General features: G+C 68.2%; 18 protein-coding genes and 1 pseudogene. 14 read left to right on the top strand and 5 right to left on the bottom strand.

What is annotated here, in order from left to right; all coding sequences use genetic code 11:
- A pseudogene (locus tag HNR76_RS14935) lies at nt 1–719 on the top strand (DEAD/DEAH box helicase); the annotation flags it as partial.
- Nucleotides 712–1,896, top strand: a complete 1,185-nt coding sequence (locus HNR76_RS14930) for a GIY-YIG nuclease family protein (protein ID WP_162311842.1) — start codon at nt 712–714, stop codon at nt 1,894–1,896. The pseudogene HNR76_RS14935 and the gene HNR76_RS14930, both read left to right, overlap by 8 nt.
- A gap of 321 nt (nt 1,897–2,217) precedes the next feature.
- Here HNR76_RS14930 and HNR76_RS14925 read toward each other — a convergent pair whose 3' ends face one another.
- From HNR76_RS14925 to HNR76_RS14915, 3 genes are read right to left on the bottom strand one after another with little or no spacing between them, the layout of a single operon-like run.
- The gene (locus HNR76_RS14925) at nt 2,218–3,603 is read right to left on the bottom strand and encodes a sensor histidine kinase (protein WP_162311843.1); all 1,386 of its coding nucleotides are present in this window, start codon (nt 3,601–3,603) and stop codon (nt 2,218–2,220) included.
- Nucleotides 3,600–4,268, bottom strand: coding sequence for a response regulator transcription factor (locus HNR76_RS14920; RefSeq protein WP_162311844.1), 669 nt, complete (start codon nt 4,266–4,268; stop codon nt 3,600–3,602). The genes HNR76_RS14925 and HNR76_RS14920 overlap by 4 nt, the downstream gene beginning before the upstream one ends.
- A complete protein-coding gene (locus HNR76_RS14915) occupies nt 4,269–4,607 on the bottom strand; it encodes a PepSY domain-containing protein (RefSeq protein ID WP_162311845.1) in 339 nt (112 codons plus the stop codon). It abuts the gene before it with no gap.
- 211 nt (nt 4,608–4,818) lie between these two features.
- On the opposite strand from HNR76_RS14915, the gene HNR76_RS14910 reads away from it, so the two are divergent.
- A complete protein-coding gene (locus HNR76_RS14910; protein WP_162311846.1) occupies nt 4,819–5,964 on the top strand; it encodes an efflux RND transporter periplasmic adaptor subunit in 1,146 nt (381 codons plus the stop codon).
- The gene (locus tag HNR76_RS14905) at nt 5,961–9,062 is read left to right on the top strand and encodes an efflux RND transporter permease subunit (RefSeq protein ID WP_162311847.1); all 3,102 of its coding nucleotides are present in this window, start codon (nt 5,961–5,963) and stop codon (nt 9,060–9,062) included. Before HNR76_RS14910 ends, HNR76_RS14905 begins: the two co-directional genes overlap by 4 nt.
- A gap of 82 nt (nt 9,063–9,144) precedes the next feature.
- Here the strand turns inward: HNR76_RS14905 and HNR76_RS14900 are convergent, their stop codons facing one another.
- Entirely contained in the window at nt 9,145–10,188 is a 1,044-nt protein-coding gene (locus tag HNR76_RS14900) for an AbrB family transcriptional regulator (protein WP_162311848.1), read from the bottom strand.
- A 22-nt stretch (nt 10,189–10,210) separates the two neighbouring features.
- Nucleotides 10,211–11,530, bottom strand: coding sequence for a putative porin (locus HNR76_RS14895; protein ID WP_162311849.1), 1,320 nt, complete (start codon nt 11,528–11,530; stop codon nt 10,211–10,213).
- Between the two features lie 252 nt (nt 11,531–11,782).
- On the opposite strand from HNR76_RS14895, the gene HNR76_RS14890 reads away from it, so the two are divergent.
- The 10 genes from HNR76_RS14890 (at nt 11,783) to HNR76_RS14845 (ending at nt 24,288) form a co-directional block, all read left to right on the top strand.
- The gene (locus HNR76_RS14890) at nt 11,783–12,460 is read left to right on the top strand and encodes a response regulator transcription factor (protein ID WP_162311850.1); all 678 of its coding nucleotides are present in this window, start codon (nt 11,783–11,785) and stop codon (nt 12,458–12,460) included.
- On the top strand, nt 12,453–13,859 hold the full coding sequence (locus HNR76_RS14885; protein WP_162311851.1) for a sensor histidine kinase: 1,407 nt from the start codon (nt 12,453–12,455) through the stop codon (nt 13,857–13,859). Before HNR76_RS14890 ends, HNR76_RS14885 begins: the two co-directional genes overlap by 8 nt.
- Complete coding sequence (locus HNR76_RS14880; protein WP_162311852.1) at nt 13,856–14,914, top strand: ABC transporter substrate-binding protein; 1,059 nt, start codon at nt 13,856–13,858, stop codon at nt 14,912–14,914. The genes HNR76_RS14885 and HNR76_RS14880 overlap by 4 nt, the downstream gene beginning before the upstream one ends.
- Nucleotides 14,915–15,220: 306 nt before the next feature.
- Nucleotides 15,221–16,537 (top strand): CitMHS family transporter, encoded by a 1,317-nt coding sequence (locus HNR76_RS14875; RefSeq protein ID WP_162311853.1) that lies wholly within the window; start codon nt 15,221–15,223, stop codon nt 16,535–16,537.
- Nucleotides 16,538–16,630: 93 nt separating this feature from the next.
- Nucleotides 16,631–18,895, top strand: a complete 2,265-nt coding sequence (locus HNR76_RS14870; protein ID WP_162311854.1) for a TonB-dependent siderophore receptor — start codon at nt 16,631–16,633, stop codon at nt 18,893–18,895.
- Complete coding sequence (locus tag HNR76_RS14865) at nt 18,889–20,064, top strand: PstS family phosphate ABC transporter substrate-binding protein (protein ID WP_162311855.1); 1,176 nt, start codon at nt 18,889–18,891, stop codon at nt 20,062–20,064. Before HNR76_RS14870 ends, HNR76_RS14865 begins: the two co-directional genes overlap by 7 nt.
- 37 nt (nt 20,065–20,101) lie before the next feature.
- A complete protein-coding gene (locus tag HNR76_RS14860) occupies nt 20,102–21,070 on the top strand; it encodes a YncE family protein (protein WP_162311856.1) in 969 nt (322 codons plus the stop codon).
- 20 nt (nt 21,071–21,090) lie between these two features.
- Complete coding sequence (locus tag HNR76_RS14855) at nt 21,091–22,602, top strand: hypothetical protein (protein ID WP_162311857.1); 1,512 nt, start codon at nt 21,091–21,093, stop codon at nt 22,600–22,602.
- A 133-nt stretch (nt 22,603–22,735) separates the two neighbouring features.
- Entirely contained in the window at nt 22,736–23,413 is a 678-nt protein-coding gene (locus HNR76_RS14850; protein ID WP_162311858.1) for a hypothetical protein, read from the top strand.
- Between the two features lie 83 nt (nt 23,414–23,496).
- Nucleotides 23,497–24,288: a hypothetical protein gene (locus HNR76_RS14845; RefSeq protein WP_162311859.1), complete on the top strand. Its 792-nt coding sequence runs from the start codon at nt 23,497–23,499 to the stop codon at nt 24,286–24,288.
- Nucleotides 24,289–24,582 lie beyond the last annotated feature (294 nt).

The following is a 24,582-nucleotide window of genomic DNA, read 5'->3' as shown; positions in this document are numbered from 1 at the left end:
CGGGATTTAACTACGGCGAGGGTGGCTATGACGCGGACCGCTGCAATGTCGGTGTCAATGAGCAGACAGGTGCGTACCAAATTGAGATCAGGGGCCTCGCCGAGCCCAAGAGCAAGGAGGCAGCGCGAATCTGTCAAGAAGACCTGAACGAAGTCATCGCGGCTTTCGTGCAGGACAAGCCCACCATCGAGCGTGGCCTATTCGATGAGGAATTGGTGCCGGAGGAACTGACGCAGGTTCGCATGGGCAAGATCATCAAGGACAAGTATCCCGAACTTGACGCGGAAGATCAGGAGGCTGTGCGACAGCATGCCATCGCTGCCCTCAACCTCACGCAACAAGCCAAGCGGCTTGTCACTGAAGGGGACAGCGACGGATCGCCCAATACCGCCCTGATCGACGGTGTGCGCCGCTTTGCGATGGATGTGCGCGAGCTGGACATCGACCTGATCGACCGCATCAACCCATTCGGGGAAGCCTATGCCATCCTCGCCAAGACCATGAGCGAGGACAGTTTGAAGCAGGTTGCGGCGGCTATCTCGGCCAAACGCACCTCAATCACGCCTGAAGATGCCAAAGTGATTGCCAAGCGCGCGGTTGAGTTCAAACGCGAGCGTGGGCGAGCTCCATCGGTGACGTCGCAGGACGCCTGGGAAAAGCACCTTGCCGAAGGCGCGGTCGCATTCATGCGTTTCAGGGCGGAGGGGCGCTATGAGTAACTCCGATCTGGACGATCTGGCGGCAGAACTGGCCGAGTTCGCACCATCTGAGAAGAAAAGTGGACGCCCAGCCAGCGAGGAACGTGTCATTGCTGGCTTCGAGGAAATCCAACGGTTCACCGAGCAGCATGGGCGTGCGCCGCAGCATGGCGAAGACCGCGACATATTCGAGCGCTTATATGCTGTGCGCCTCGACCGTCTACGTGCGCTCCCGTTTTGCCGCGCCTTGCTTGAGCCACTGGACCATCAGGGCTTGCTTGCTGGGGCGCCGACCGTTGCCACTTCGGCAGATGAAACTATCGATATCGACGACCTAGCTGCCGAGCTGACGGATGTTGCTGGCACGGATGACATCACGGTCTTGCGCCATGTCCGTACCAGCGCCGAAAAGCGCGCCGCCGAGGAGGTCGCGGATCGCAAACCCTGCGAGGACTTCGAGACCTTCCGACCCTTGTTTGAGCGCGTGCAGGCGGAAGTCAAGACCGGCATGCGCCAATCCCAGCCCATCGAAGCGGGCCGCCGCGCGATTGAAGCCGGGGACTTTTTCGTTCTCGATGGCCTTACGCTCTACGTCGCCGAGGTCGGCGAGCCGCTGAAGACGACGGCAGGGGAGTTGGACCGTCGCCTGCGCCTCATCTTCTCCAACGGCACCGAAAGCAATCTGCTGCTGCGCTCGCTCCAGCGTGCGTTCTACAACGACGCCGCCGCGCGGCGGCTGACCTCGCCCGAGAGCGGGCAGCTTTCCTTTGGCGGCGAGCTTGAGGCCGATGATGTTGAAAGTGGCACGATCTACGTCTTGCGCTCCCTGTCCGATCATCCCTATGTCGCGCAACACCGCGACATCATCCACAAGGTAGGGGTGACTGGTGGCAGGGTGGAGGCGCGCATCGCCAACGCCGAACACGATTCTACCTACCTGTTGGCGAAGGTCGAAGTGGTGGCGACCTACAAGCTCGCCGGCATCAACCGCACCAGAATGGAGAACCTGTTCCACAGGCTGTTCGCGCCCGCGCGGTTGAACATCACCATCAGCGACCGCTTCGGTCACCCTGTGCAGCCCGAGGAATGGTTTCTCGTTCCGCTGTTCGTGATCGACGAGGCTGTCGCGCGCATCAAGGATGGCAGCATCACTGGCTACATCTACGATCCCAGGGCCGCGAAGCTAGTGGAGGGATAGGAAAGCCCAAATGCATGAATAGCCCTGGCTGCCTGCCAGGAGGGAGGCAGCATGACGAAACATATCAGGAACAGAAATAGCCGCTTTTTTCGAGGACGTGGTGGCCGAAATGGCCCCGTGCCGCCCAACGTACCTGACTGGTTAGCTGCGTCCTGTGTTGCGTACTGACGAGCAGGTGCTTTCTTCAGGAGGGCGGCCCGAAGAAAGCGAGTAAGACTGTGAGTAAGGCCATCTCCGGACTTCACTAAAGTCTTTCTAATTCAGTAATTTACTCAGCCAGTGCGATTGCTGGTGGGCCCATTTCCCCTTCGATCAGGCGCTTCATCCATGCCCGACCGCCAGGGAAGACTTGCCCGGCACCGACGTCGCCCGCCACGCCAAGCGGACCTGGAGCCCGCCAAGCCCGGACTTGCCCAGGGCCAGCGTGCCTTGCGTGGCTTCGATGATGTCGCGGGCGATCGATAGGCCGAGGCCGTGGTTCCCGCTGCCGGTTTCGTCCAGGCGGCCGCCCCGGGTCAGGGCTTCTTCGGTGCTGATGTTCAAGCCCGGGCCGTCGTCCTCCACGGTCAGTTCCACCCCCTGCGCCGTGGCCAGGCCGGTGATGAGCACCTGGCGCCTTGCGAAGCGGGTGGCGTTTTCGATCAGGGCGCCGAGAACCTCCATGAGGTCGTCGTTGGCGATGGGCAGCCTGAGCGTCGCGTCGATGTCCGCGTTGAACACGAGCGCGCCGCCCCGCTCCGTGCGCTGGACGACCGCGATGATCCGGTCGGCGATCCCGTTCGGGTCGGCCTGGGCGGCGTCGATGCTGTCGCGGATGGCGGCGGCGCGCGAACGCGCGAGCTCGGCCTCGAGCGCGGCGCCGGCGGTGGCGATCACGCGATCGAGATCGTCGGCCAGCGCCGGCTGCCCGGTGGCGCGGACGCGCCGGCTCAGCGCGCCCATGGCGGCCAGCGGCGTCTTCAACGAATGGGCCAGGTCCGCGGCGCGCCGGCGGGCGCGGAGGACGTCGCGTTCGCGGGCCTCGGCCAACCGGTTGATGGCCGACGTCAGCGGGGTCACCTCGCTGGGGTAGCGCCCGTCCATGCGCTCGCTGGGGCTGCGCTGCATGCGCTCCAGTTCGTTGCGCAGCCTTCTCAGGGGCCTCAGGCCCAGGTGGATCTGTATCCACGCCGCGGCCATCAGCATCAGCCACAGCACGATCAGGAACCGGCCGAGCTCGCGGCGGAACTGGTCGCGCGCCACGCGCAGCTCGGCGGTGTTCTGGGCAAGTTGGACGGTGATGGGCGCGTCGTCGTCCTGGACGCTCACCTGGCGCTCCAACAGCATGATCCGCTGGCCGAAGGGGCCGTTGGCCTCGCGGACATGCCACTGGTTGGGCCGTACCGTCGCCGGGGCCGGCAGGCTCTCGTCCCACAGGGAGAGCGAGCGGCTGGTTCCCGCCGGGGTCGACAGTTGCCAGTAGCGGCCGCCGGCGGGGGTGTCGTAGCGCGGGTCGGAAGGGGAGGTGCCCGGTTGGGCCAGGCCCGCCGGGTCGAGATCGAGGCTCGCCGCGATGCGCAGGGCGTCGCGCTTCAGCTCCTCGGCGACGCGCCGCTCGATATGCCGGGAGAACAGCAGGCTCATGACGAACAAGGCCAGCGTCAGCGCCGCCAGCATGGCGGCGGCCGCTCCCAGCATCAGGCGCCATCGCAGCGAGCCGGAGTTCATCCTGGGTCGTCGCTTCCTATCTGGTATCCGAATCCGCGCCGGGTGACGACGATGTCGCTCCCGAATTTCCTTCGCAGGCGCAGGACCAGGGCCTCGATGGCGTTGGTGTCGCCCGATTCGCTGGCGCCGTAGAGGTGCTCGGCGAGCTCGCCGGCCGACACGGCCCGGTCCGACTGGTGGGCCAGGTAGTCGAAGAACCTGAATTCCAGCGCGGAAAGCCGGATCGGGCCGCCGTCCAGCGTGGCGCTCATGCGCCGGGTATCGAGTACCAGCCGGCCGCATTCCAGGAGCGGCGAGCTGCGGCCGGCCGCCCGCCGCACGAGCGCGCGGGTCCGCGTGACCAGTTCGCCGATCTTGAATGGCTTGGAGAGATAGTCGTCGGCGCCGGCCTCTATTCCTTCCACTTTCTCTGTCCAGTCGCCACGGGCCGAGAGGATCAGGATGGGGAAGGCGCGCTCGGCCGAGCGCCAGCGCCGCAGCACGGAGAGGCCATCCATGCTCGGCAGGCCGAGGTCCAGGATGCAGACATCGTAGTCTTCGGTGTCGCCCAGGAACCAGGCGCGCCGGCCGTCGTCGGCGCATTCGACGATGAAGCCGTTGGCGGCCAATGCCGAGGCGACGTCGGCGCTGACGTCCGGATCATCTTCGACGAGCAGGGCGCGCACTCATTTGTCCTTGATCTTGATGACCTCGCCCGTCCTCGCATCGAGCTTGAGTTCCCGGATGCGGCCGGTGGCGGTGAGGATCTTGATCTCGTACTTGGGCCCGGCCTTGTACTCGATCTCGATGATGTCGCCCGGGACCAGCGAAGTGGCGATCTGCATGATGCGGGCCAGCGGAAGGATCTCGCCGCGCTGGAGCGCCGCCAGCGCGGCCTCCTGGGCCTGCTGCTTGGCGCGGCGTTCCTCGGCCTTGCGGTCCTTGTCCTTCCCCAGGGAGGGGGTGGGCGCGACGGCGAGGGCCAGCGAGGAGGCCACGAGGAGGATGGGGAGGAACAGGCGCATGCCGCTAGCATTCCACTCCTTGCCTGACACCAAACTGACGCCGCCGCATGGCCGGATGTCAGCTTGGACCGGCTAAAAGGATAGCCATCCTAGCCTCCCCCCGGGACGGCCATGGTGGCAGCGAGGCGCTCCATCGTCGTGCGGGCCGCGCGTTCGGGCGGCGCGGTTGTCTCCATGCGTCGTCCCGGGTTCATCATCCGCAGGGCCGTCGATGAAGCCGATCCGCATTCCCGCCGTACTCCGTGCCCGATGGGTCCTGCCCGCGCTCGCCGCCGCGGGGGTCTTCGCCGCGGCCGGGTATCTCCTGTCCGGGGACGCGGTCAGCGCCAAGGTCTCCGACGGAAAAGCCCCGCCCCTGGTCGAGCTGGTGACCAGCACGATGATGGACCTGCCGCACATCGTCGAGGCGCAAGGCCATGTGGTGCCGGTGAACGAGGTGGAGGTGCGGCCGCAGATCGACGGCATGGTCGCATCGCTGGACTTCCAGGAAGGGCAGGACGTGACGGCCGGGCAACTGCTGTTCGTGCTGGACGGGGGGGATGCTCCGGCGCTGGTCCGCCAGGCCAGGGCCAGGTATGCGCAGGCCAGCGCGGAACTGGACGACGCCCGCCGCAACCACGCCAGGTCCAAGGAACTGGTCGCCTCCAGGTACATTTCCCCCAGCGCGCTGGATGCGGCCGCCAGCAAGGTGGAGATGCTGCAGGCCCAGCAGCAGGCCGCGCGCGCCGAGATCGAAAGCAGCCAGGTCAGGGAAGGGTATTCCCGCATCGTCGCGCCGATCTCCGGCCGTGCCGGGGCCATCGCGGTACGGCGCGGCGCGCTGGTCAGGCCGTCCGACAGCGTGGGCCTGGTGAGGATCGTGCAGATCGATCCCATCGCCGTGGAGTTCAGCCTCCCGGAGCGCGAGCTGGGCGGCCTGACGCAGGCGCTGAAGCGAGGGCAGGCCGCGGTGAGCGCGGACACCGCGCAGGGTCCGATGGACGGGACCCTCGTGTTCACCGACAACAGCATCGATCCGGCCACCGGGACCATCCGCCTCAAGGCCCGGTTCGACAACGCCGATGAGCGCCTGTGGCCCGGGGCGTTCGTCAACCTGAGGGTGACGGCCGGGGTGAAGCGCGACGCCGTGGTGCTGCCTCCACAGGCGTTGCTGGAAGGGCCGGACGGGCATTTCGTCTACCAGGTGGACGCCGACGGCCGGGCCCGCATGCGCCCGGTCGCGTTCGCCGGCATCCAGGATGGCCGGGCCGTCGTCACCGGGCTTCCGGCGGGCGAGGCGATCGTGTCCGAGGGCAACCAGTCGATCCGTGACGGGATGAGCGTCCGCGTTCCCGCCGCCGCCGGCGAAGCCCAATGAACATTTCCACGCTGTGCCTCAACCGGCCCATCGCCACCCTCATGCTGTGGCTGGCCGTGGTCGTGCTGGGTGTCGTCTGCTGGCTGCGGCTGCCGATCTCGGCGCTGCCGCGCTACGAGACCCCGACCATCGAGGTGGAGGCGAAGCTGCCGGGGGCGAGCCCGCAGAACATGGCGACCTCCATCGCCACGCCCCTGGAGAAGGAGTTCTCCGCCATTCCCGGGCTGGTGGGCACCACCTCCACCAGCATCCAGGGCGAGACCAAGATCCAGTTGGAGTTCGAGGCCTCGCGCAGCATCGACGCGGCGGCGGCGGACGTGCAGGCGGCGCTGTTCCGCATCAGCCGTTCCCTGCCCTCGGAGCTTCCCGCGCCGCCCAGCTACAAGAAGATCAACCCGGGCGACGCACCGATCGTCTCGGTGGCCTTGAACTCGCCGGCCATGCCCTTGTCCAGGCTGAACACCTACATCGACGAGGTGGTGGTTCCCGCGCTTTCGACCGTGCCCGGCGTGGCGCAGGTCACCGTCAAGGGCCGCAAGCGCTATGCGGTCCGCGTGCATGTCGATCCGCACAAGCTGGCGGCGCTGGACCTGACGCTGCTGGAAGTGGCCTCTGCGCTCAAGGCGACGAATGCCAACACGCCGCTGGGCCAGCTCGATGGCGACCGGCAGGTGCTCATGCTGCAGATGGACACCGGGCTGATGCGTGCGGAAGACTTCTCCGGCGTCGTCATCGCGGCCCGCAACGGAAGCATGGTGCAGCTCGGGGACGTGGCGCAGGTCGTCGACAGCGTCGAGGACGCGCAGAACACCAGCGAGGTCAATGGAACCTACGCCATCGTGCTGGACGTGCGGCGCCAGCCCGGCGCCAACACGGTGGCGGCCATCGACGGCGTCACCCAGGCCCTGGAGCGGCTGCGCGGGCAGATGCCATCCTCGATCCAGGTCCGCATCCTGGGCGACCGGTCGCTGTCCATCCGCCACGCCATCCACGACGTCAACCTCACCCTGGGATTGACGGTGACCCTGGTGGTGCTGGTGATCTTCCTGTTCCTGCGGCGGCTGTCGGCCACCGTCATCCCGGCGATCACCGTGCCGGTCTCGTTGCTGGGCACGTTCGCCCTCATGTGGGTGCTGGGCCTGAGCCTGAACAACATCTCCCTGATGGGGCTGACGATTGCCGTGGGCCTGGTGGTTGACGACGCCATCGTCGTGCTGGAGAACATCATGCGCCACCGGGAGGACGGGCTGCCCATCCGCGAGGCCGTGGACCGCGGCAGCCGGGAGGTCGGCTTCACCGTTGTCTCGATCTCCGTCTCCCTGGTGGCGGTCTTCATCCCGATCTTCTTCATGCCCGGGACGATGGGGCTGCTGTTCCACGAGTTCGCCATCGTGGTGTCCTCGGCCATCCTGGTCTCGGCCGCGGTCTCCCTGACCCTGATTCCTGCGATCGCCCCGGCGATCCTGTCCGCATCGCGCCCGGGCCGCGCCCGTCCGGGGACGCCGCAGGCCCGGCCAGGCCCGATGGAATGGGCGGCGGCGGGCTATGCGCATGCCCTGCGCTGGGCGCTGGGGCACCGTGCCGTGGTGCTGTGGGTCGGGCTGTCCACCATCCTGCTGACGGCCCTGATGTACCACTGGGCGCCCAAGGGCTTCTTCCCGCAGGAGGACACCGGGCAGGTGGCGGTCAAGCTGAAGGCGCCGCCGGACATGGCGTATGCGGCGCGCCTGAAGGCGCTGCGCGAGGTGCAGGAGATCCTGCTCCGCGACGATGCGGTGCGCACCATCTCATCCAAGGTCGACCACGACAGCACCAAGCTCGACATCGACCTGAAGGCCCGCGGCCAGCGCCCGCCGATGGCCGAAGTCCTGGCCAGGATGAGGAAGGACACCAATGTCCTGCCCGGCATCTCCGTGTCCTTCAGCCCGGTGCAGAACCTGAAGGTGGGCGCGAACACCTCCTCCAGCGCCTATCAGTACACCCTGCAGTCCATCGGCTCGGACCAGCTCGACGCCTGGGCCCACCGGCTGCTGCAGGAGCTGAAGGCGTCCGATGTCTTCGCCGACGTGGAGTCCGACGCGGAGGACCTGGGCCTGGAAGCGTCGATCCGGGTGGACCGCAACAAGCTGGCGATGCTCGGCGTGGACATGGCTTCGTTCCGGAACACGATGTACGCCGCCTTCGGCGCGCGCGAGGTGTCCACCATCTATGCGCCGGAAGCCAGCTACAAGGTGATCATGGAGCTGGCCGATGCGCAGCGGCGCGACGAACAGGCGCTGGGGCGCGTCCACGTGCGCGCCGCGGACGGGTCGATGGTGCCGTTGGGCGCCATCGCCACGTTCACGCGCGGCGCGGGCAAGACCCTGGTGGCCCACAAGGCGCAGTTGCCGTCCCACACCCTGTCGTTCGAGCTGGCGCCCGGGTACTCGTTGTCCGACGCGCAGTCGGCCATCGCGCAGGCGGGGCAGGCCATCGGCATGCCGGATACGGTCTTCGGATCGTTCGACGGGCAGGCGGCGCTGTACGAGAAATCCCAGTCCACCCAGGTATGGCTGCTGGTGGCCGCGGTGGCCGTCATCTACCTGATCCTGGGCGTGCTGTACGAAAGCTGGATCCACCCGGTGACCATCCTGCTCGGCATCCCCTCCGCGGCGGTCGGTGCGTTGCTGGCGCTGCGCCTGGCCGGTCTGGAGCTCACCTTCATCGCCATGGTCGGCATCCTGCTGCTGATCGGCATCGTGAAGAAGAACGCGATCATGATGATCGACTTCGCCCTGGAGGCGCAGCGCACCAGGGGATGGCCGGCCGAGCGGGCCATCCAGGCGGCGTGCAGGCACCGGTTCCGCCCGATCATGATGACCACGATCTGCGCGATGGTCGGCGCCTTGCCGCTGGCGCTGGGGTTGGGCGCGGGCGCCGAGCTCCGACAGCCGATGGGCGTGGCGGTCGTGGGCGGGCTGGTCCTGTCCCAGGTGATCACGCTGTTGATCACGCCGGTGCTCTTCCTGACGTTCGATCGATGGGCGCAAGGCTTGGCCCGGAATCGCGGCACCGCCGGCGATGCCGCGCCCTCGCCCCTGGACGGCTCGCCCGCCTGAGACTGGACGCCCGGCATGCGGCCGGACGATCAGGGCCCTCGCGTGGCTGGAGCCTTCTGCCGTCGCATGCGCCTGCCCCGTTTTATGAGTGCCGCTTCGCCCGTATGCGGCAAAGGAGCCGGAACCCGGGCCCGGCGGCGGCGACCACCACCGCCAGCCGGACGATGTGGAACGCGGTCACGACCGGTACGCCGAGCTTGAGGAGCTTGGCGGTCAGGCCCATCTCGGCCAGCCCGCCGGGTGCGGTGGCGAGCGCCATCGTCGCCCAGGGAATGCCGGAAAGCCCGGCGACCAGTGTTCCGGCGCAAAGACACAGCGCGATCAGCGCGCACCCGCTGACCAGCACGCCCAACAGGAGCCGGGGCGATCCCCGGAAAAAGTCGGGCGTGAAGCGCACGCCCAGCGAACACCCGATCAACCATTGGCCGAGGTTGACCAGCGCCGAAGGCACCGCGGACGGTGCGTGCTCGGTGGCGGTCAGTGCCGCACTCAGCGCCAAGGGTCCGAACAACCAGCCGTTGGGCACGCCCAGCCGCGAGGCCGCCCCTCCGGCGAGCAGGCTGCCGGCGAGCAGGGCAGTCAATGCCAGCGGCCGGAACGGGAGCGACGCGGCGTGGTACACATCGTCGCCCTGCAGCCCGGTGAGCTGGAACCCCAGCGGCAGCAGGAGCACGACCAGGAGCACGCGGGTGACCTGCGATGCGGCCACCTGGTCCACGCGGGCGCCATGGCGCTCGGCCTGGTTGGCCATTTCCGCGGCCCCGCCGACCGTGCCGGCGAAGAAGGCCGTGACCGGATCCACGCGGCCGATCCGCACGAGGATCCGCGAGGCGATCAGCCCCATGCCCAAGGAAAGCACGGTGGCCAGCGCGATCCACCCCAGCAGGCCGACCAGGCGATCCACCACCGCCGCGGTGAAGTAGAGCCCCAGCGCGGTGCCCACCAGCAGTTGGCCGGCGTAGCGAAGCGAGCGCGGCACATGCAGGCCGGCATGTGCCGCGTTGGATGCCGCAAACGCCAGGATGGGGCCGATCATCCACGGCAAGGGCCCGTTCAGCGCCTGGATCGAGGTGCCGGCCGCGATGCTCGCCGCCACCGTGGCGAACCCCCTCGTCCCGCGGCTCATCCGGCGGATTTCCTGGAAGGCCCTAGAAGTTCATCAGGAAGAACAGGCGGATCCTGTCCAGCCAGTCGTCCGGGGCGTTGCTGCCGGCATAGGCGGGGTCGTTGGGCTTGTGGTGGTACCAGATGGCGCTGATCATCGTCTTGGGCATCGGCGTGTAGTCCACCGTGAACGCATGCAGCTTGTAGTTGGTGGCGATGCCGATGTTGTCCTGCGAGAACGCCGCCATGACCGCATCCACGTCCGTCTGCGCGTAGCCGTAGGTGAAGCGCCAGTCGCCCGGCTTGCTGGCCCGGCCCAGGCTCACGTCCACCCCGAAGCCGGTGTCCTGGTCGTCGATCGCGCCCAGGTTGCGGACGTAGTCGCCGACCACGCGCAGCGGCCACTTCTCATGGGTCCCTTGCCACGTGGCCCCGACGAGCAGGTTGGCCAGCTCGTAGTCGGACTGGAAGCTGCCATCGGGGTTCAGCCGGTTGCTGCGCCAGTCGCCCGCGTCCGCCCCGGCCAGGCTGCCCAGGCTGTAGCGGTAGTAGGCGCCGGAGACGTCGTACTTGAAGCCGCCGTAGTCGGGCGAGTCGTAGCCAAGCTGCAGGCCGCCCATGGTGCTGTCGGGGCCGGCGGCCTGCTCGTCGACGACGAAGAACAGGGTATTGACCCGCAGCGCGCCGCCGCCATTCAGCGCACGCTTGTAGGTGGCGCCGAGGCCCTGTGGGTTGACGTCGCCGTCCCAGACCAGATCGGTGCGCGCGAAGGGTTGCGGGAACTTGCCGCCATAGACCTTCAGGTCGCCGAAGTCGAGCTGCGCATAAGCCAGGTCGAGGCTGAGTTCGAAATCGTCGGCCCAGTTGGAAAGCTGCACGTCCGAGCTGTTGGGATCGTCCGCGTCGCCGGTCACCAGCCGGCCGCCCACGGTGACCCGGTCGTTGACGGCATAGGTGGCGCCCAGGCGCGCCCGCACCTGGCCGCTGGTCCGGTCCGGACGGTCGCTGTCCGAGCGATCGTGCTGGCTGCGCAGGCGCAAGTCGCCCGTGACCTTCAGCCGGTCCAGTGCGCCGCTGGCCGCGGGCGCGGGTGATCGCGTCGCGACGGCGGATTCGGGCGCCACGGCGGGAGGCGCCACGCCGAGGCGTGTTTCCAGCGCCCGCATCGCGGCCTCGTTGCGTTGCTGCATCCGGGCGATGCGCGACTGTTCTTCGCGCAAGGTGTTCAGCTCCTCGCGGATCAGTTGCGCTTCGTCGGCCGTCTGGGCCAGGGCCTGGACCGGCGGCAGCGCCACGGCCAGCGCCAGCGCCAAGGGCGCCAGTGCCAGCGTGCGTGCCTTCGTGTTCGGAAGAGCGGTACCCATGTCGGAGGTCTCCTCTTGGATCGGCGGCGCTGCCGGGCGATGCGCGCGGTGCGTGGGCCGATCGGTTCGGGTGCTGCGTTGCAGCAACAAGAAAGCGGGGCATCAGCGCGCGAAAACGCGCTTCGCGCTGCGGCTCCACACCTGCGCACACCACCGTGTACGATGCTGGGAAGCTAAATGCGGAAGCTGTCGTGAAGCTGACACGTTGGCTGTGTGTTGCGTCAGCAACGGCATCGCGGAGAGGGCCTCGGCGTGCGGATACTGGTGGTGGAAGACGATGCCGACCTGGGCGATGCGGTCCAGCGTCGGTTGAAGCGGGAAGGGTATGCGGCGGACTGGCAGCGCGACGGCCAGTCCGCGGACGAGGTGCTGCGCTACCAGCGCTACGAGCTGGTCATCCTCGACATCGGCCTGCCCCGGCGCGACGGGTTTTCCATCCTGCGCGGGATGCGCGCGCGGGGAGAGCGCACGCCGGTGCTCATGTTGACGGCGCGCTCGGAGATAGAGGACCGCGTGGGGGCGCTGGACGTGGGCGCCGACGACTACCTGTCCAAGCCGTTCGACTTCCGCGAGTTCGATGCGCGTTGCCGGGCGCTGCTCAGGCGCGCGCAGGGCATCGCGTCGGGAAGCACCGCGATCGGCGAGCTGGTTTTCGACCGCACCTCCAAGACGGTGACGATCGGCAATACGCTGATCGACCTGCCCAGGCGCGAATACCGCCTGCTGGAGATCCTGATCGGCAACCTCGGACGCGTCCTGAGCAAGGAGGACATCTCCTCGCAGCTCTTCGACTTCGACGACGAGGCCGGCGCCAACGCCATCGAGGTCTACGTGGGCCGCCTGCGGCGGAAGCTGGGGGACCACCTGGCCATCCGGACCATGCGCGGGCTGGGCTACGTGGCCGAGGCCAGGGCCGCGCGGGATGCGTGAGCGGGTCCTCTCGCTCAAGGCGCGGCTGGTGGGCACCATGGCGCTGCTGTTCCTGGCGGGAACGGTGGCCATGTACTTGGCGGCGCGCGCGTACGGCTTGCGTGCGGCGGACCTTTCGTACGACAGGTTGCTGGCGGGTTCGGCGCTGTCCATCGCCGAGACCTTGTCGGTGGACGGCGCCCAGGTGCGGGTGGACATCCCGTACGCCGCCCTGGACATGCTGTCGGCCGCGCCGGAGGACAAGGTCTTCTACCGCGTCTTCGGCCCCGGCGCGCAGACCGTCACCGGCTATGCGGACCTGCCGCAGATACCGGCCTCGCGCTTCAGGCGCGACGAACCCTCCGAGCTCCCCGCGCCGCGGTTCTTCGATGCCACCTTCCGCGGCGAGGTGGTGCGCTTCGTCCTGCTGGGCCGGCAACTGGCCCAGCCCGGCCTGCATGGCTGGGTATGGGTGCAGGTCGGCCAGACGCGCCAGGCCCGGGAGGAACTGGCCGGCGAACTGGTGCTGGGCGCGCTGCTCCCCATCGCGCTGCTGACGTCGCTGGCGCTGGCGCTGGCGTGGTTCGGGGTGGGCCGGGCATTGCGCCCGCTGGAATCCCTCAGCGCCGACCTCGCCGGGCGGGAGCCGTCCGACCTGCATGCCCTCGGCGTGCCGGTGCCGGCGGAGGTCCAGCCCATGGTGAACGCCATGAACGGGTTCATGCGCCGGCTGGAAGGCAACATGGCGGGCCTGCGCTCGTTCATCGGCGATGCGGCGCACCAGATCCGCACGCCGCTGGCGGGGCTGCGCGCGCAGGCGCAGCTTGCGCTGGAGGAGGACGACCCGCGCGAGATGCGGCGCGGCCTGGCGAACGTGGAACGCAATGCGCAAAGACTCACGCGCCTGGTCAACCAGCTCCTCAGCGACGCGATGGTCATGCACCGCGCGGACCTGAGGAGCTTCGAATCCTTCGACCTGGTCGACGTGATCAAGCGCGCGATGCGCGATGCCGTCCCCATGTCCGGCGACGTGCAGGTGGGATTCATCAGCAGCATGGCGCGTGCCCGCATGCGCGGCGACGCGGTGCTGCTCGGGGAGGCCATCAAGAACCTGATCGACAACGCCATCCGGCACGGCACGCCCGATGCGTTCGGCCCCGATGCCGAGGTCGAGATCGCCCTGCGCCAGGAGGGGGACACCTACGCGCTCACCGTGTCCGACCGCGGCCAGGGCATCGCCGAGGCCGACCGCGCGCGCATCTTCGAGCGGTTCGAGCGCGCCGGCACCCGGTCCTCGGGCGCCGGCCTGGGCATGGCCATCGTTTCGCGCGTGGTGAACAGCCATGGCGGAACGATCGAGCTGATCGACCGGGAAGGCGGCGGCCTGACCGTGCGGCTGAGCCTGCGGGGGATGCGATGAGCGCGCGCTGGTGGCCGCTTGCCCTGTGTCTGCTCGCCGCGGCGGCGACCGGCAAGGAATACCCGGCCCGTGGCACGCCGGAAGGGACCATCGCCCTGTACAGCACCCTGGACACGGCGGTGTTCGAGCCGCTGCTGGTGGATTTCCAGCGGCTGCATCCGGGCATCGGCGTGCACTACGAGAACCTTGACGCCACCCCCCAATACGAGCGGTTCGTCCGCGAGTCCGACCAGGGCATCCGGCGCGCCGACCTGCTGATCAGCACCTCCATGGACCTGCAGGTCAAGCTGGTCAACGACGGATACACGGCCAGGCACCTGTCCGGCAGCGTCGCCGCATTGCCGGCCTGGGCGCGTTGGCGCGACGAGGCCTTCGGCTTCACGTTCGAACCCGCCGTCATGGTCTTCAATCGCGAGGCGATGAAGGGCCGCGTCGTGCCCCAGTCGCGCGCCGAGTTGATCGACCAGATACGACGGGACCCGGAATTCTGGCGGGGCCGGATCGGCACCTACGACATCTCCAGGAGCAGCGTCGGCTACCTTCTGGCGTCGCAGGACGTGCGCCACAGCAGCGAGTTCGGCGCGCTGGTCGAGGCGTTCGGCGACATGAACCTGCAGGTGGAGGAACACACCGCCACGCTGCTCGAGCGCATCGAGAAAGGCGAGCTGGTCGCCGGCTACAACCTGCTGGGGTCCTACGCGCGCGCGCGGCCCGGAAGCGACAGGAACTTCCTGCTGGTCTACCCGCGCGACCACACCCTGGTCGTGGCGCGCACCGTGGTCATCGCGAGGAACGCGCCCAATCCCGCGCTCGCCCACAAGTTCCTGGAATACCTGCTGTCGGTGCGCGGCCAGCGGGTCATGGCCTCGCAGTGCGGGCTGCCGCCGATCAGGAAGGAACTCGACGGCGTCTACGAGCGGCTGGGCGTCAACGAGTCGCAGGTCGGCGTCCTGCGGCCCATCAGCCTGGGCCCCGGCCTGCTGGTGTACCTGGACCAGCACAAGCGCCGGCAGATGCTCGAAGCCTGGCGCGCCATCCTCGGCGACGCCCCGTGAACCCGTCCGCGATGCCCGCGCCGGGGCATCGCCGAATGGCTTGCTAAGCCGGGGTTTCCTGCCGGGCCGATGCGGCCCGGCTCGCGGGTGCCGGAAAACGCCTGTTTTCGCCGCATTTCCTCCCATGAGGGGAGGCGGCCGGAGGCTGGCGGAAATGCTGCGCTGCAATGTCAGGTGGTCGACAGTAAGCCCTGCCTAGTATCGCTCCACGCTCAGCGCAGCCATCGCGGTTGCGCATGAGGGGACGCCAGGCAGGTGCCTGTCGTGACCACGGCTGTCCCTGGGGATGGGGATAAGGAGCAGGCAGTGCTGACCTTGCTTGGATTTGGGATGGTGATCGTCTTCATGGCGCTGATCATGACGAAGCGGCTGTCCCCGCTCGTCGCGCTGATCACGATTCCGATTCTGTTCGCGCTCATCGGCGGATTCGGCGGGCCGGGGCTGGGCACGATGATGCTGGACGGCATCAAGACGCTGGCGCCCACCGGCGTGATGCTGATGTTCGCCATCCTGTACTTCGGCGTGATGATCGACGCGGGCATGTTCGACCCGGTCATCCGCCGCATCCTCAAGGCGGTGGGAGGCGACCCGCTCAAGGTGGTGATGGGCACGGCCATCCTGGCCGCGTTCGTCTCGCTCGACGGCGACGGTTCCACCACCTACATGATCACCGTGGCCGCGATGCTGCCGCTGTACCGCCGCCTGGGGATGGATGCGCTGAACCTGACGTGCGTGACCATCCTGGCGGGCGGCGTGATGAACCTGACTCCCTGGGGCGGCCCCTTGGCGCGCGCGGCCAGCGCCCTCCATGTCGAGCCGTCGGACGTGTTCGTCCCGATGATCCCGTCCATGGTGGTGGGCGTCGCCGGCGTCATCGGCCTGGCGTACGTGCTCGGCAAGCGCGAGCGGCTGCGCCTGGGCACCATCGACCTGCACGGATCGCCCGAAATCCAGGAAGGCGCGCTGCTGCCGTCCGAGGACGACGCGCAGCTCCTGAAGCGCCCGCGCCTGCTCTGGTTCAACGTCCTGCTGACGACGGCGCTGATGGCGTGCCTGATCCTCGGCGTGCTGCCGCTGTCGGTGCTGTTCATGGTGGGCTTCTCGATCGCGGTCGTCGTCAACTATCCCTGCGTGAAGCTGCAGCGCGAGCGCGTCTCCGAGCACGCGAAGAACGCGCTGCCCGTGGTCGCGGTGATCTTCGCGGCCGGCGTGTTCACCGGCATCCTTTCGGGAACGGGGATGGTGGAGGCGATGTCGGGGAGCTTCCTGGCGATCATCCCGGACGCGTGGGGGCCCTACCTGGCCTCGATCACGGCGCTGTCCAGCATGCCGTTCACGTTCTTCATCTCCAACGACGCGTTCTACTACGGCGTGCTTCCGATCGTCTCGCAGGCCGCGCAGACCTATGGCATCACCCCGGTCGAGATGGCACGCGCCTCGCTGATCGGGCAGCCGGTGCACCTTCTGAGCCCGCTCGTGCCATCGACCTACCTGCTGGTCGGCCTGGCGGGCGTCGAGTTCGGCGACCACCAGAAATTCACCCTCAAGTGGGCCGTGCTCATCTGCCTGCTCATGATGGCCACTGCGATGGCCTGCGCCGTATTTCCGCTCGTTTCCCGATGATTCGTTTCAATTCCACAAGTCGTAGCTTGCTCGCGGTACAACCGAAGTATTCCCACATTTGATTGGTGTTTGGTCGCCTTGGGAGGGGAGATCATGGCTCGTAAGAATCTGCTGGCAGTCGCTGTAATGATGGGCCTGGTGCACATCGCAGGTGCACAGGAGGCGTCCGCCGAGGAATACGCGGCGGACGGGGCGGTAGCGGCCAGCCAGGACGCGACGTCCCTGGACACGGTGCAGGTGCAGGCCAAGTTCGTGGCCCAGGGCGCCAAGAGCGCCATGAAGCAGGACATCACGGTGATGGAGACGCCGTACTCGGTGGCCGCGTACAGCGACTCGTTCATGAAGTCGATCGAGACCACCAGCATCGCCGACCTCTACAACTACATGACCGGCGTGCGCCGCGGCGGCAATACCGGGTACGACATCTCCATCCGCGGCTTCAAGAGCACCCAGTCGGACAAGAACGCCATCATGGTCGATGGCTTGCCCGGCGTGGCGGGGCGCTTCGGCTCGCCGCCGACCTTCGCCGCCGAAGGCGTGGAGGTGGTCAAGGGGCCGGCCTCGATCCTCTACGGCGCCGCCCAGCCCGGCGGATTCGTCAACATCATCACTAAGAAGCCCAAGGCCAAGTCCGCGGCCGTGGTCGACATCCGCGGCTCGACCTACAGCGGGTCGGGCCTGTCGTTCGGCGACCGGAACGGCTACGGCATCGGCGTGGACTTCACCGGGCCGATCGATAGCGAGCAGCGGCTGCTGTATCGCCTGGTCGCCGAGCGCGCCGACAAGGATGGGTTCCGCCACAACAGTTGGGACGAATCCCTGTACGTGGCGCCGAGCCTGACCTGGCACGCGACCGACGCCACGCAGCTTACCGCCGCCTTCGAGTACCGCAAGCGCGAGAACTCGTACGAGAACAACCAGTTGGTGGCGCCGAACAAGGACATCCGCCGCATCGCCGACATCCGCACGCGCTACCAGGAGAAGGAGGACACCGCCGACGAGGAGGCGTACTCCGGCACCCTGACCCTGTCGCACTACTTCCACAATGGCGCCACGCTCAACCTGGCCAGCCGCAGCGTGCGCGGCGAGGACCACGCCAAGGGATTCGACAACGTCGGCGTGCTGGCCGATGGCGTGACGTTGCGCCGCCGCGCCCGCCAGCAGTTGAACAAGCGCGACTACGACTACTTCGACGCGAACCTCTCCATCCCGTTCGCCACCGGGCCGGTCGAACACAAGCTCCTGGTCGGCACGACCTACGGGGTGGACACGACCGACTTCGAGCGCATCCAATTCCACGACGGCCCGGCCACGGGCGCCGCGTCGCTGCCGGGGCCCGGCCGCATCAACGTCGACATCTACAACCCGATCCTGGGCCAGACGCCGCCGCTGAGCAGCTTCCCCACCGGCCCGGTGAACCGCCGCTACACCGAGAACACCTCCGCCGGCGTCTACGTGTCGGACCTGATGACGCTGTCCGAGCGCTGGAAGCTGAATCTCGGCGTCCGCTACGCGGACGAGAAGCAGAAAACCGAGGAGCGCAAGACGCCACCGCTGACGCGCAACCAGACCTCGTCCTCCGCGGTGCTGCCGACGGCCGGCCTGCTGTTCCATCCCCTGTCCCACTGGACCCTCTACGCCAGCTACGCCACCTCGTACATCCCGCAGGCCGCGGGCGTGCAGGACGCGGCGGGCAACCCGAACCCGTTCGACCCCCAGGAGGGGCGGCAGTACGAGGTCGGCGCCAAGACCGAGCTGCTGGACAACCGCCTGACCGCCACGCTGGCCCTGTTCGATATCGAGAAGTCCGGCACCGTGGCCTCCATCGCCTGCAACGCGGGCGTCGGGGGCACCTGCTCCCAGCAGGTGGGCGCGGAGCGGTCCAAGGGCAGCGAGCTGGAGATCAACTACCAGGCCAGCGAGAACCTGCAGCTCATCGGTGGCGTCGCCTACACCGATGCGTACGTGTCGCAGACCCATGCCGCCGCCTCCGCGCCATTGGTGGGCTCGCGCCTGACCAACTCGGCGCTCAAGTCGGCCAACCTGTGGACGCGCTACGACTTCACCGAAGGTCCGCTGCGCAACCTGGGAGTCGGCGCCGGCGTGTCCTACAGCAGCGAAGTCGCCGGCAGCCTGCCCAGCGCCAACGACGGGCGGGTGCTGATCCTGCCCGCGCATACCGTCGCCGACGTGGCGCTCTACTACCGCATGGCCGACCGCTACGACCTCACCCTGAAGATCGGCAACGTGTTCGACAAGCTCTATTTCGAAGGCGTGAACTCGACCACGAACGAGAATGGAATCGTGCCGGGGGTGCCGCGCAACATCACCTTCTCCGTGAGAATCCCCCTATGGTGAGCCGTCGCAAGGCTGCCTCCCTGCTGCTTGCGGGCCTGGCGGCCATGACCGCCACGGCCCAGGCCGGCGACGCCTCGCCCAACCGGGCGGGCACGGCCCGGGCCGGCATGGTGGAGTGGCCGGAGCCCAGCCAGCCCTCGCATACGCCGCTCACGGAGGAGGAGAAGGAGAGCGGGCGCACCCAGGGCCGCAAGCCGCCGCGCGCCGAGGTGCTCCAGCCGAGCGTCGACGAGCGGTTGCCCAGGTACGTGCCCACGCCGGGCGTGGAGCTCGGCGGCAGCTTCTCGGGCGCATCGTCCGACGTTCTGGTGGGCCTGGTCGGCCTGTGGTTCGAGCGCTTCGCCAGGTACCACCCGGGCGTGAAGCTGCGCATCGATCCGCCGTACGCCGGGAGCCTGGGCACCAAGGAGCTGATCAAGGAGTCGGTGGACTTCGTCTTCGTCTCGCGCGAGCTCAAGCCCGAGGACCTGGTCGAGTTCAATGCGCGCTTCGGCTACGGTCCCACCAGCATCCCGATCTCCGGCGGCAGCTATCGCCACTACGGATTCCTGGATGCCATGGGTTTCTTCGTCCATCCCGACAATCCGATCCGGCAACTGACCTACGACCAGATCGATGCGATCTACTCCCGCACCCGCCACGGCGGCATGGCGCCGATCACCACGTGGGGCCAACTGGGCCTGACCGGCGAATGGGCGGACAAGAGGATCAACGCCCACGGCATCGAGCCCTGGAACGGCTTCGAGGAATTCATCCGGCAGAAGATCCTGGATCGCGACGGAAAGCGCGGCGAGTGGCGCGAGGACGTCCATTTCGAGAAGGTGGTCTTCCCGCTGGCGTCCAACGTGGCCCAGGATCGCTATGCGCTGGGCTACTCCGGCCTGGCCTACATCGACGCGCCGGTGCGCATGCTTCCGCTGGCCCGGGCGCCCGGCGCGGCGGCGGTGGCGCCATCCTACGAGAACGTCGCGCTTGCCAGGTACCCGCTCACGCGCCTGGTGTACTTCAACGTCAACAAGGAGCCGGGCAAGCCGCTGCCGCCGGCGCTGGATGAGTTCGTGCGCTTCATCCTGAGCCAGGAAGGGCAGCAGGTCGTGCGCGAGCACGGGATATTCCTGCCCCTTCGCGAGTTCCAGGCGGCCCCCGGCCGCCAGGCGCTCGGCCACTGAGCCGCACGGCCCGGACCCGACCACCACAGGACCCATCATGAGATCGATACCGGTTGCATCGACATTGCTGTTCCTGGCCTTGGCGCTCGTGCCCGCACCGGCGGCGGCGCAGGACTACAAGGTCGTCTCGACGCTGCGGAGCGAAGGCCCGGGGCGCGTGCAGGCGCTGCAGGTGGACGCCGCCGCGCGCAGGCTGTACGCCGGGCGGCGCGGCGGCATCGACGTGTACGACATCGACAGCGGCCGGAAGACCGGCGCGGTCGCCATCGAGGGCGACGTCGGCGGCCTGGCGCTGGCGCCGGACCTGCGCCGCGGCTACGCCACCAGCGTGGACCACGGCACCGTCTCGATCTTCGACCTGGACGGCCTGGGCACCGTGGGCACGGTGCCTTCCGGCGGCACCGAGCCGCGCGAGCTGGAGTACGACGCCAAGGCGGGCGTGCTCTATGTCTCCAACTCCAGGAGCGGCCAGTTGGCGGCCCTGGATGCCAGGAGCGGTGCCGCCAAGGGTGCGCTGTCCCTGGGCGGCCGCCCGCGGCAGGCCTCGGCCGACGGCCGCGGCAACCTGTTCGTGGCCGACGAGGCGCGCGACGTCCTGCACGTGGTCGACACCGCCTCGCTCAGTTCGCTGGGGACCATCTCGGTATGGCCCGGCAAGGCGCCCGTCGCGCTGGTCAACGACGTCAAGGAACGCCGCATCTACGTGGCCACCGGCAACGGCAAGATGATCGTGGTGGACCCGGACCCGGGCCAGATGCTGAGCGTGGTCGACACCGAGGGCACGGCGGCCGCGGGCATCGCCATCCAGTACGCGCCGGCACGCCTGGTGCGCCTGTACATGCCCAATGCCGACGGCACGCTGGACGTGGTGCAGAACGCCAAGCTGACGCCTTCGCTGGAGGCCAGCGTGCCGCGGGTGGCCGGCGGCACGGCGGTGGCTTTCGACGAGAAGACCGGGCACGCCTTCGTGGCCGGTCCCGAGGGTATCCAGGTGATCGGCAAGTGAACGCACATCGAGATAACGCCATGCTCAAGACCGTTGGAAAAATCGCCCTGATCGCCTGCGCACTCCTCGCGCTTCCAGCCGTGGCACAGGATGCCGTGCGCAGCGACGCGCTCAAGGGCAAGCGGGTGCTGTTCGTGATCGGGCAGACGGCAAAGGGCGTCCCCAACGACGACCCGCTGATCCGCGACTACCTGGGGACCCTGGGCGCCAAGGTGACCACCGCGGCGGCAACCGACGCGGTGCAGGCCGCGGGCAAGGACCTGATCCTGATCTCCTCCACGGCCGATGCCCGCGAGCTGGGCGCCAAGTACCGCCACGTCCAGGTGCCGGTCGTGACCTGGAACGCGTACAGCTTCCCGTTGCTGGGGATGACCGGCGACAGGCTGCATGAGGACTTCTCGGTCGTGCGCGAGAAGCCGTTCCACAACGCCAACCACGCCAACTACTACGCCCACGCCACCAGCGCCACCGACCCCATCCTGAAGGCCGCGCGCATCCCGCACGGCATGTTCGCCCCGCTGCTGTTCAGCGGCGGCGTCACCGATCCCAGTTGGGGCAAGCCCGGCCGCGGCGCCGATGTGGCGGTGGTGTTCGAAGGCGACTACGAGAAGGCGGCCGTGTTCTCCTACGAGCGCGAGGCCATGATGATCGGCGATGCCGTGGCGCCGGCGCGGCGGGTGGGCCTGTTCCTGGGCCACAACAGTTGGTCGATCCTGTCCGATGCGCAGGGGCCGGCCGCCGCCGACCCCAAGGAGTACGCCTGGTTCAGCGGCCGCCGCCTGTTCGATGCGGCGCTGAAGTGGGCGGTCAGCCCCCCGCAAGCGCGGGTGACCGCTTCGCGCCAGGCGCAGCGCGCCGCGCTGGAGCGCGCCGCCCGGGGCAAGAAGGTGCTGTTCGTCCGCCGCTACGACCTGCCGTGGCCCGAGAACGAGGCCTCGGACATGGCCCAGTTGGCATGGCTGGAGTCGCTGGGCTTCGAGGTCAGCACGGCCGACCACATGGACCCGGACAGCCGCGCCCAGGGCATGGACCTGGTCATCATTTCGGCCAGCACCAACAAGTACAAGCTGGGCGTGAAGTACGCCGATGCCGCCATCCCGGTGCTGTTGCTGGAAGCCAAGGCGGTGGACGCGCTCGGCATGGTCACCCGCCGCCGCAACACCGACTACGGCGTGAACGACCACAAGGAAAGCCTGTACCCGCCGGAAAACTACGTGAACCTGGTGCGTGCGTACCATCCCGCCGCGGCCGGGCTGCCGCCGGGCCAGATGAAGCTGTTCCGCACGCCGGGGGTGCTCGCCTGGTCCCGTCCGCCGGCGGGCGCCCAGGTCATCGCCACCATCCCGAACCAGCCGGATCACGCCACGATGTTCGCCTTCGAGAAGGGCGCCACGATGGCCAACGACGTGGTGGCCCCCGCGCGCCGCCTGCTGTTCCCGCTCGATGCCCCGCGCTTCCCGGACCTGACCGAGGACGGCATGGCCATCTACGGCGCCGCCCTGCAGTGGCTGCTGTCCGCGCCGGCGCCCTGAACCGCGTTCCCCGGCGTGGTGCCGGCACTCGTCGGCCGGTGCCACGCATCCTCTCCCGCAACGGCTTTTCCTTCCTGAGTAGGTACGCGAAATGAAAACTGCCCCGGTCGCGCGCTCACGCGCCTCACGCTTGATGTCCGCCAGCGCCTTGGCCTTGTTGCTGCTTCTTGCGGGTCCGAACGCGAAGGCGGCCGACGATCTGATCGTCGTCGTGCCGGAAGGCGCCGCCAAGCCGGCAGTGCTGTCCGGCCAGGTGGACCGCTGGCGCCAGGAACTGGGTGCCGGGAACGTGGTGTGGGTCGACAGCGTGAAGCGGGACAAGCCTTCCGGCTTCGGCTCCATGGCTGTGCTCAATTTCGCGGACGAGGCGCGCCGGGCGGCATGGGAGAAGGCCAACGCCGCGTCCCTGGCCGCGCCCCTGGAGGTCGTGCGGGCCGATGTGCTGACCGAGGGCGGCGCGGTTCCCGCCGCCGGCAGCAAGCCGGTCTACAAGATCAGCTACTACGAGCTGACGGCTCCCCGTGCGGACTTCCAGGCATGGGTCGACGGCTACCTGGCGAAGTACCTCCAGGCCCAGCTCCGGCACGGCATCCTGACCCGCTATGCGATGTACCTGGAACACGGGCAGGGCGGACGGGCGCTCCTGGTCCTGGAATACGCCGATGCGCGGACCGAGCAGGGCGCCGAGCCGATCAAGGAGAAGCTCAGCGAGGACATCGCCCGCGCCGATGCCGAGTACACCCGCCAATCCCGGCTGAAGGAAACGCTGCGGACGACGCAGAGCTGGACCCTGGCGGTACCGGCGCGCTGATCACCCCCCGTCCGCACAGCCGGACACCACGGCCCCGCACGGCCCCGTGCGACTGGACCATCCACCGTAAGCGGAGAAAGAAAATGAAAACCCTTGTGCAAGGAAAGGCAACGAAAGTCTTCGGCATCCTGCTGGCCTGCATGGCGGTGGTCGCCTGCGGCCAGAAGGAAGCGGAAACGATGGCGGCCGGCGAGCGGGCGGCGCCGGCAGCGGCCGAGAAGCCGGCCCACGTCCTGCTGTTCGTGATGCCCGACAAGACCGCGCCCGCCGGCCTGGCCCAGATGCTGGCCGGCTGGAAGTCGGCCGGCGCCCTGTCCGACGTGGTCCTGGTGAAGAAGTACGGCCACGAGGAGAAGCCCGGGTACGACGAGGGATTCAACGAACTCGCGATCCTGGATTTCCCCAGCGAGTCCGCCTACGAGCAGTGGAGGAACAGCGAGGCCGCGCGACTGGGCCCGGATGTGGTCGCCAGCCGTGCCGACGTTCTGCTCGACCGCCGCACCAAGAAGAACGACCCGTCGAAATCGATCTTCGTGATCAGCCAGTACGAGTCGCTGGTGTCGCCGCAGGAATACCAGGACTACACCGACGCCTACATCGAGCCGAACATGGCCAACCAGATGTTCTCCGGCATCATGACCCGCTACACCATGTACCTGGAGCGGGAAGCCACCGGCGGGCTGGCGCACCCCAAGGCCGTCCTGGTGACGGAGTATGCCAACCAGGCCGAGTTCGACCGCAAGAAGGCCGTCAAGGACGCGTACAAGGCCGTGCTGCTGTCCGGCACCCACCCGGAATGGGCGCACATCAACGACACCAAGAAGGCGCTCCGCACGGACAAGTCCGAGACCTACGCCCACCCGGTCGAGCTCTGACGGTTCCATTCCCCCCGCCCGTGCGCGGGGGGATCACCTCCCTCCGCGCGCCAACCCTGGCGTTGGCCGCACCCGCCACCCCGGCACCGGGCCGCTTCCTCCCCCACGCTCGGCAGGCGCCAGACCCTTGGCGCCTGGCCGCGGCCGGCCCCAAGCCGTGACCCCTCGCACGATGTCCCAGAAGAACGACGAAGCGCGCCAGGCCGCGCTGGACTATCACCGCCATCCCCGCCCTGGCAAGATCAAGATTGCGGCGACCAAGGCGATGCTGACCCAGCGCGACCTGTCGCTGGC

The organism is Pseudoxanthomonas broegbernensis, assembly GCF_014202435.1.
Lineage (GTDB): Bacteria > Pseudomonadota > Gammaproteobacteria > Xanthomonadales > Xanthomonadaceae > Pseudoxanthomonas > Pseudoxanthomonas broegbernensis.
Note: the sequence above shows the minus strand (reverse complement) of the source record. Positions and strands in the feature narration are given on the sequence as shown.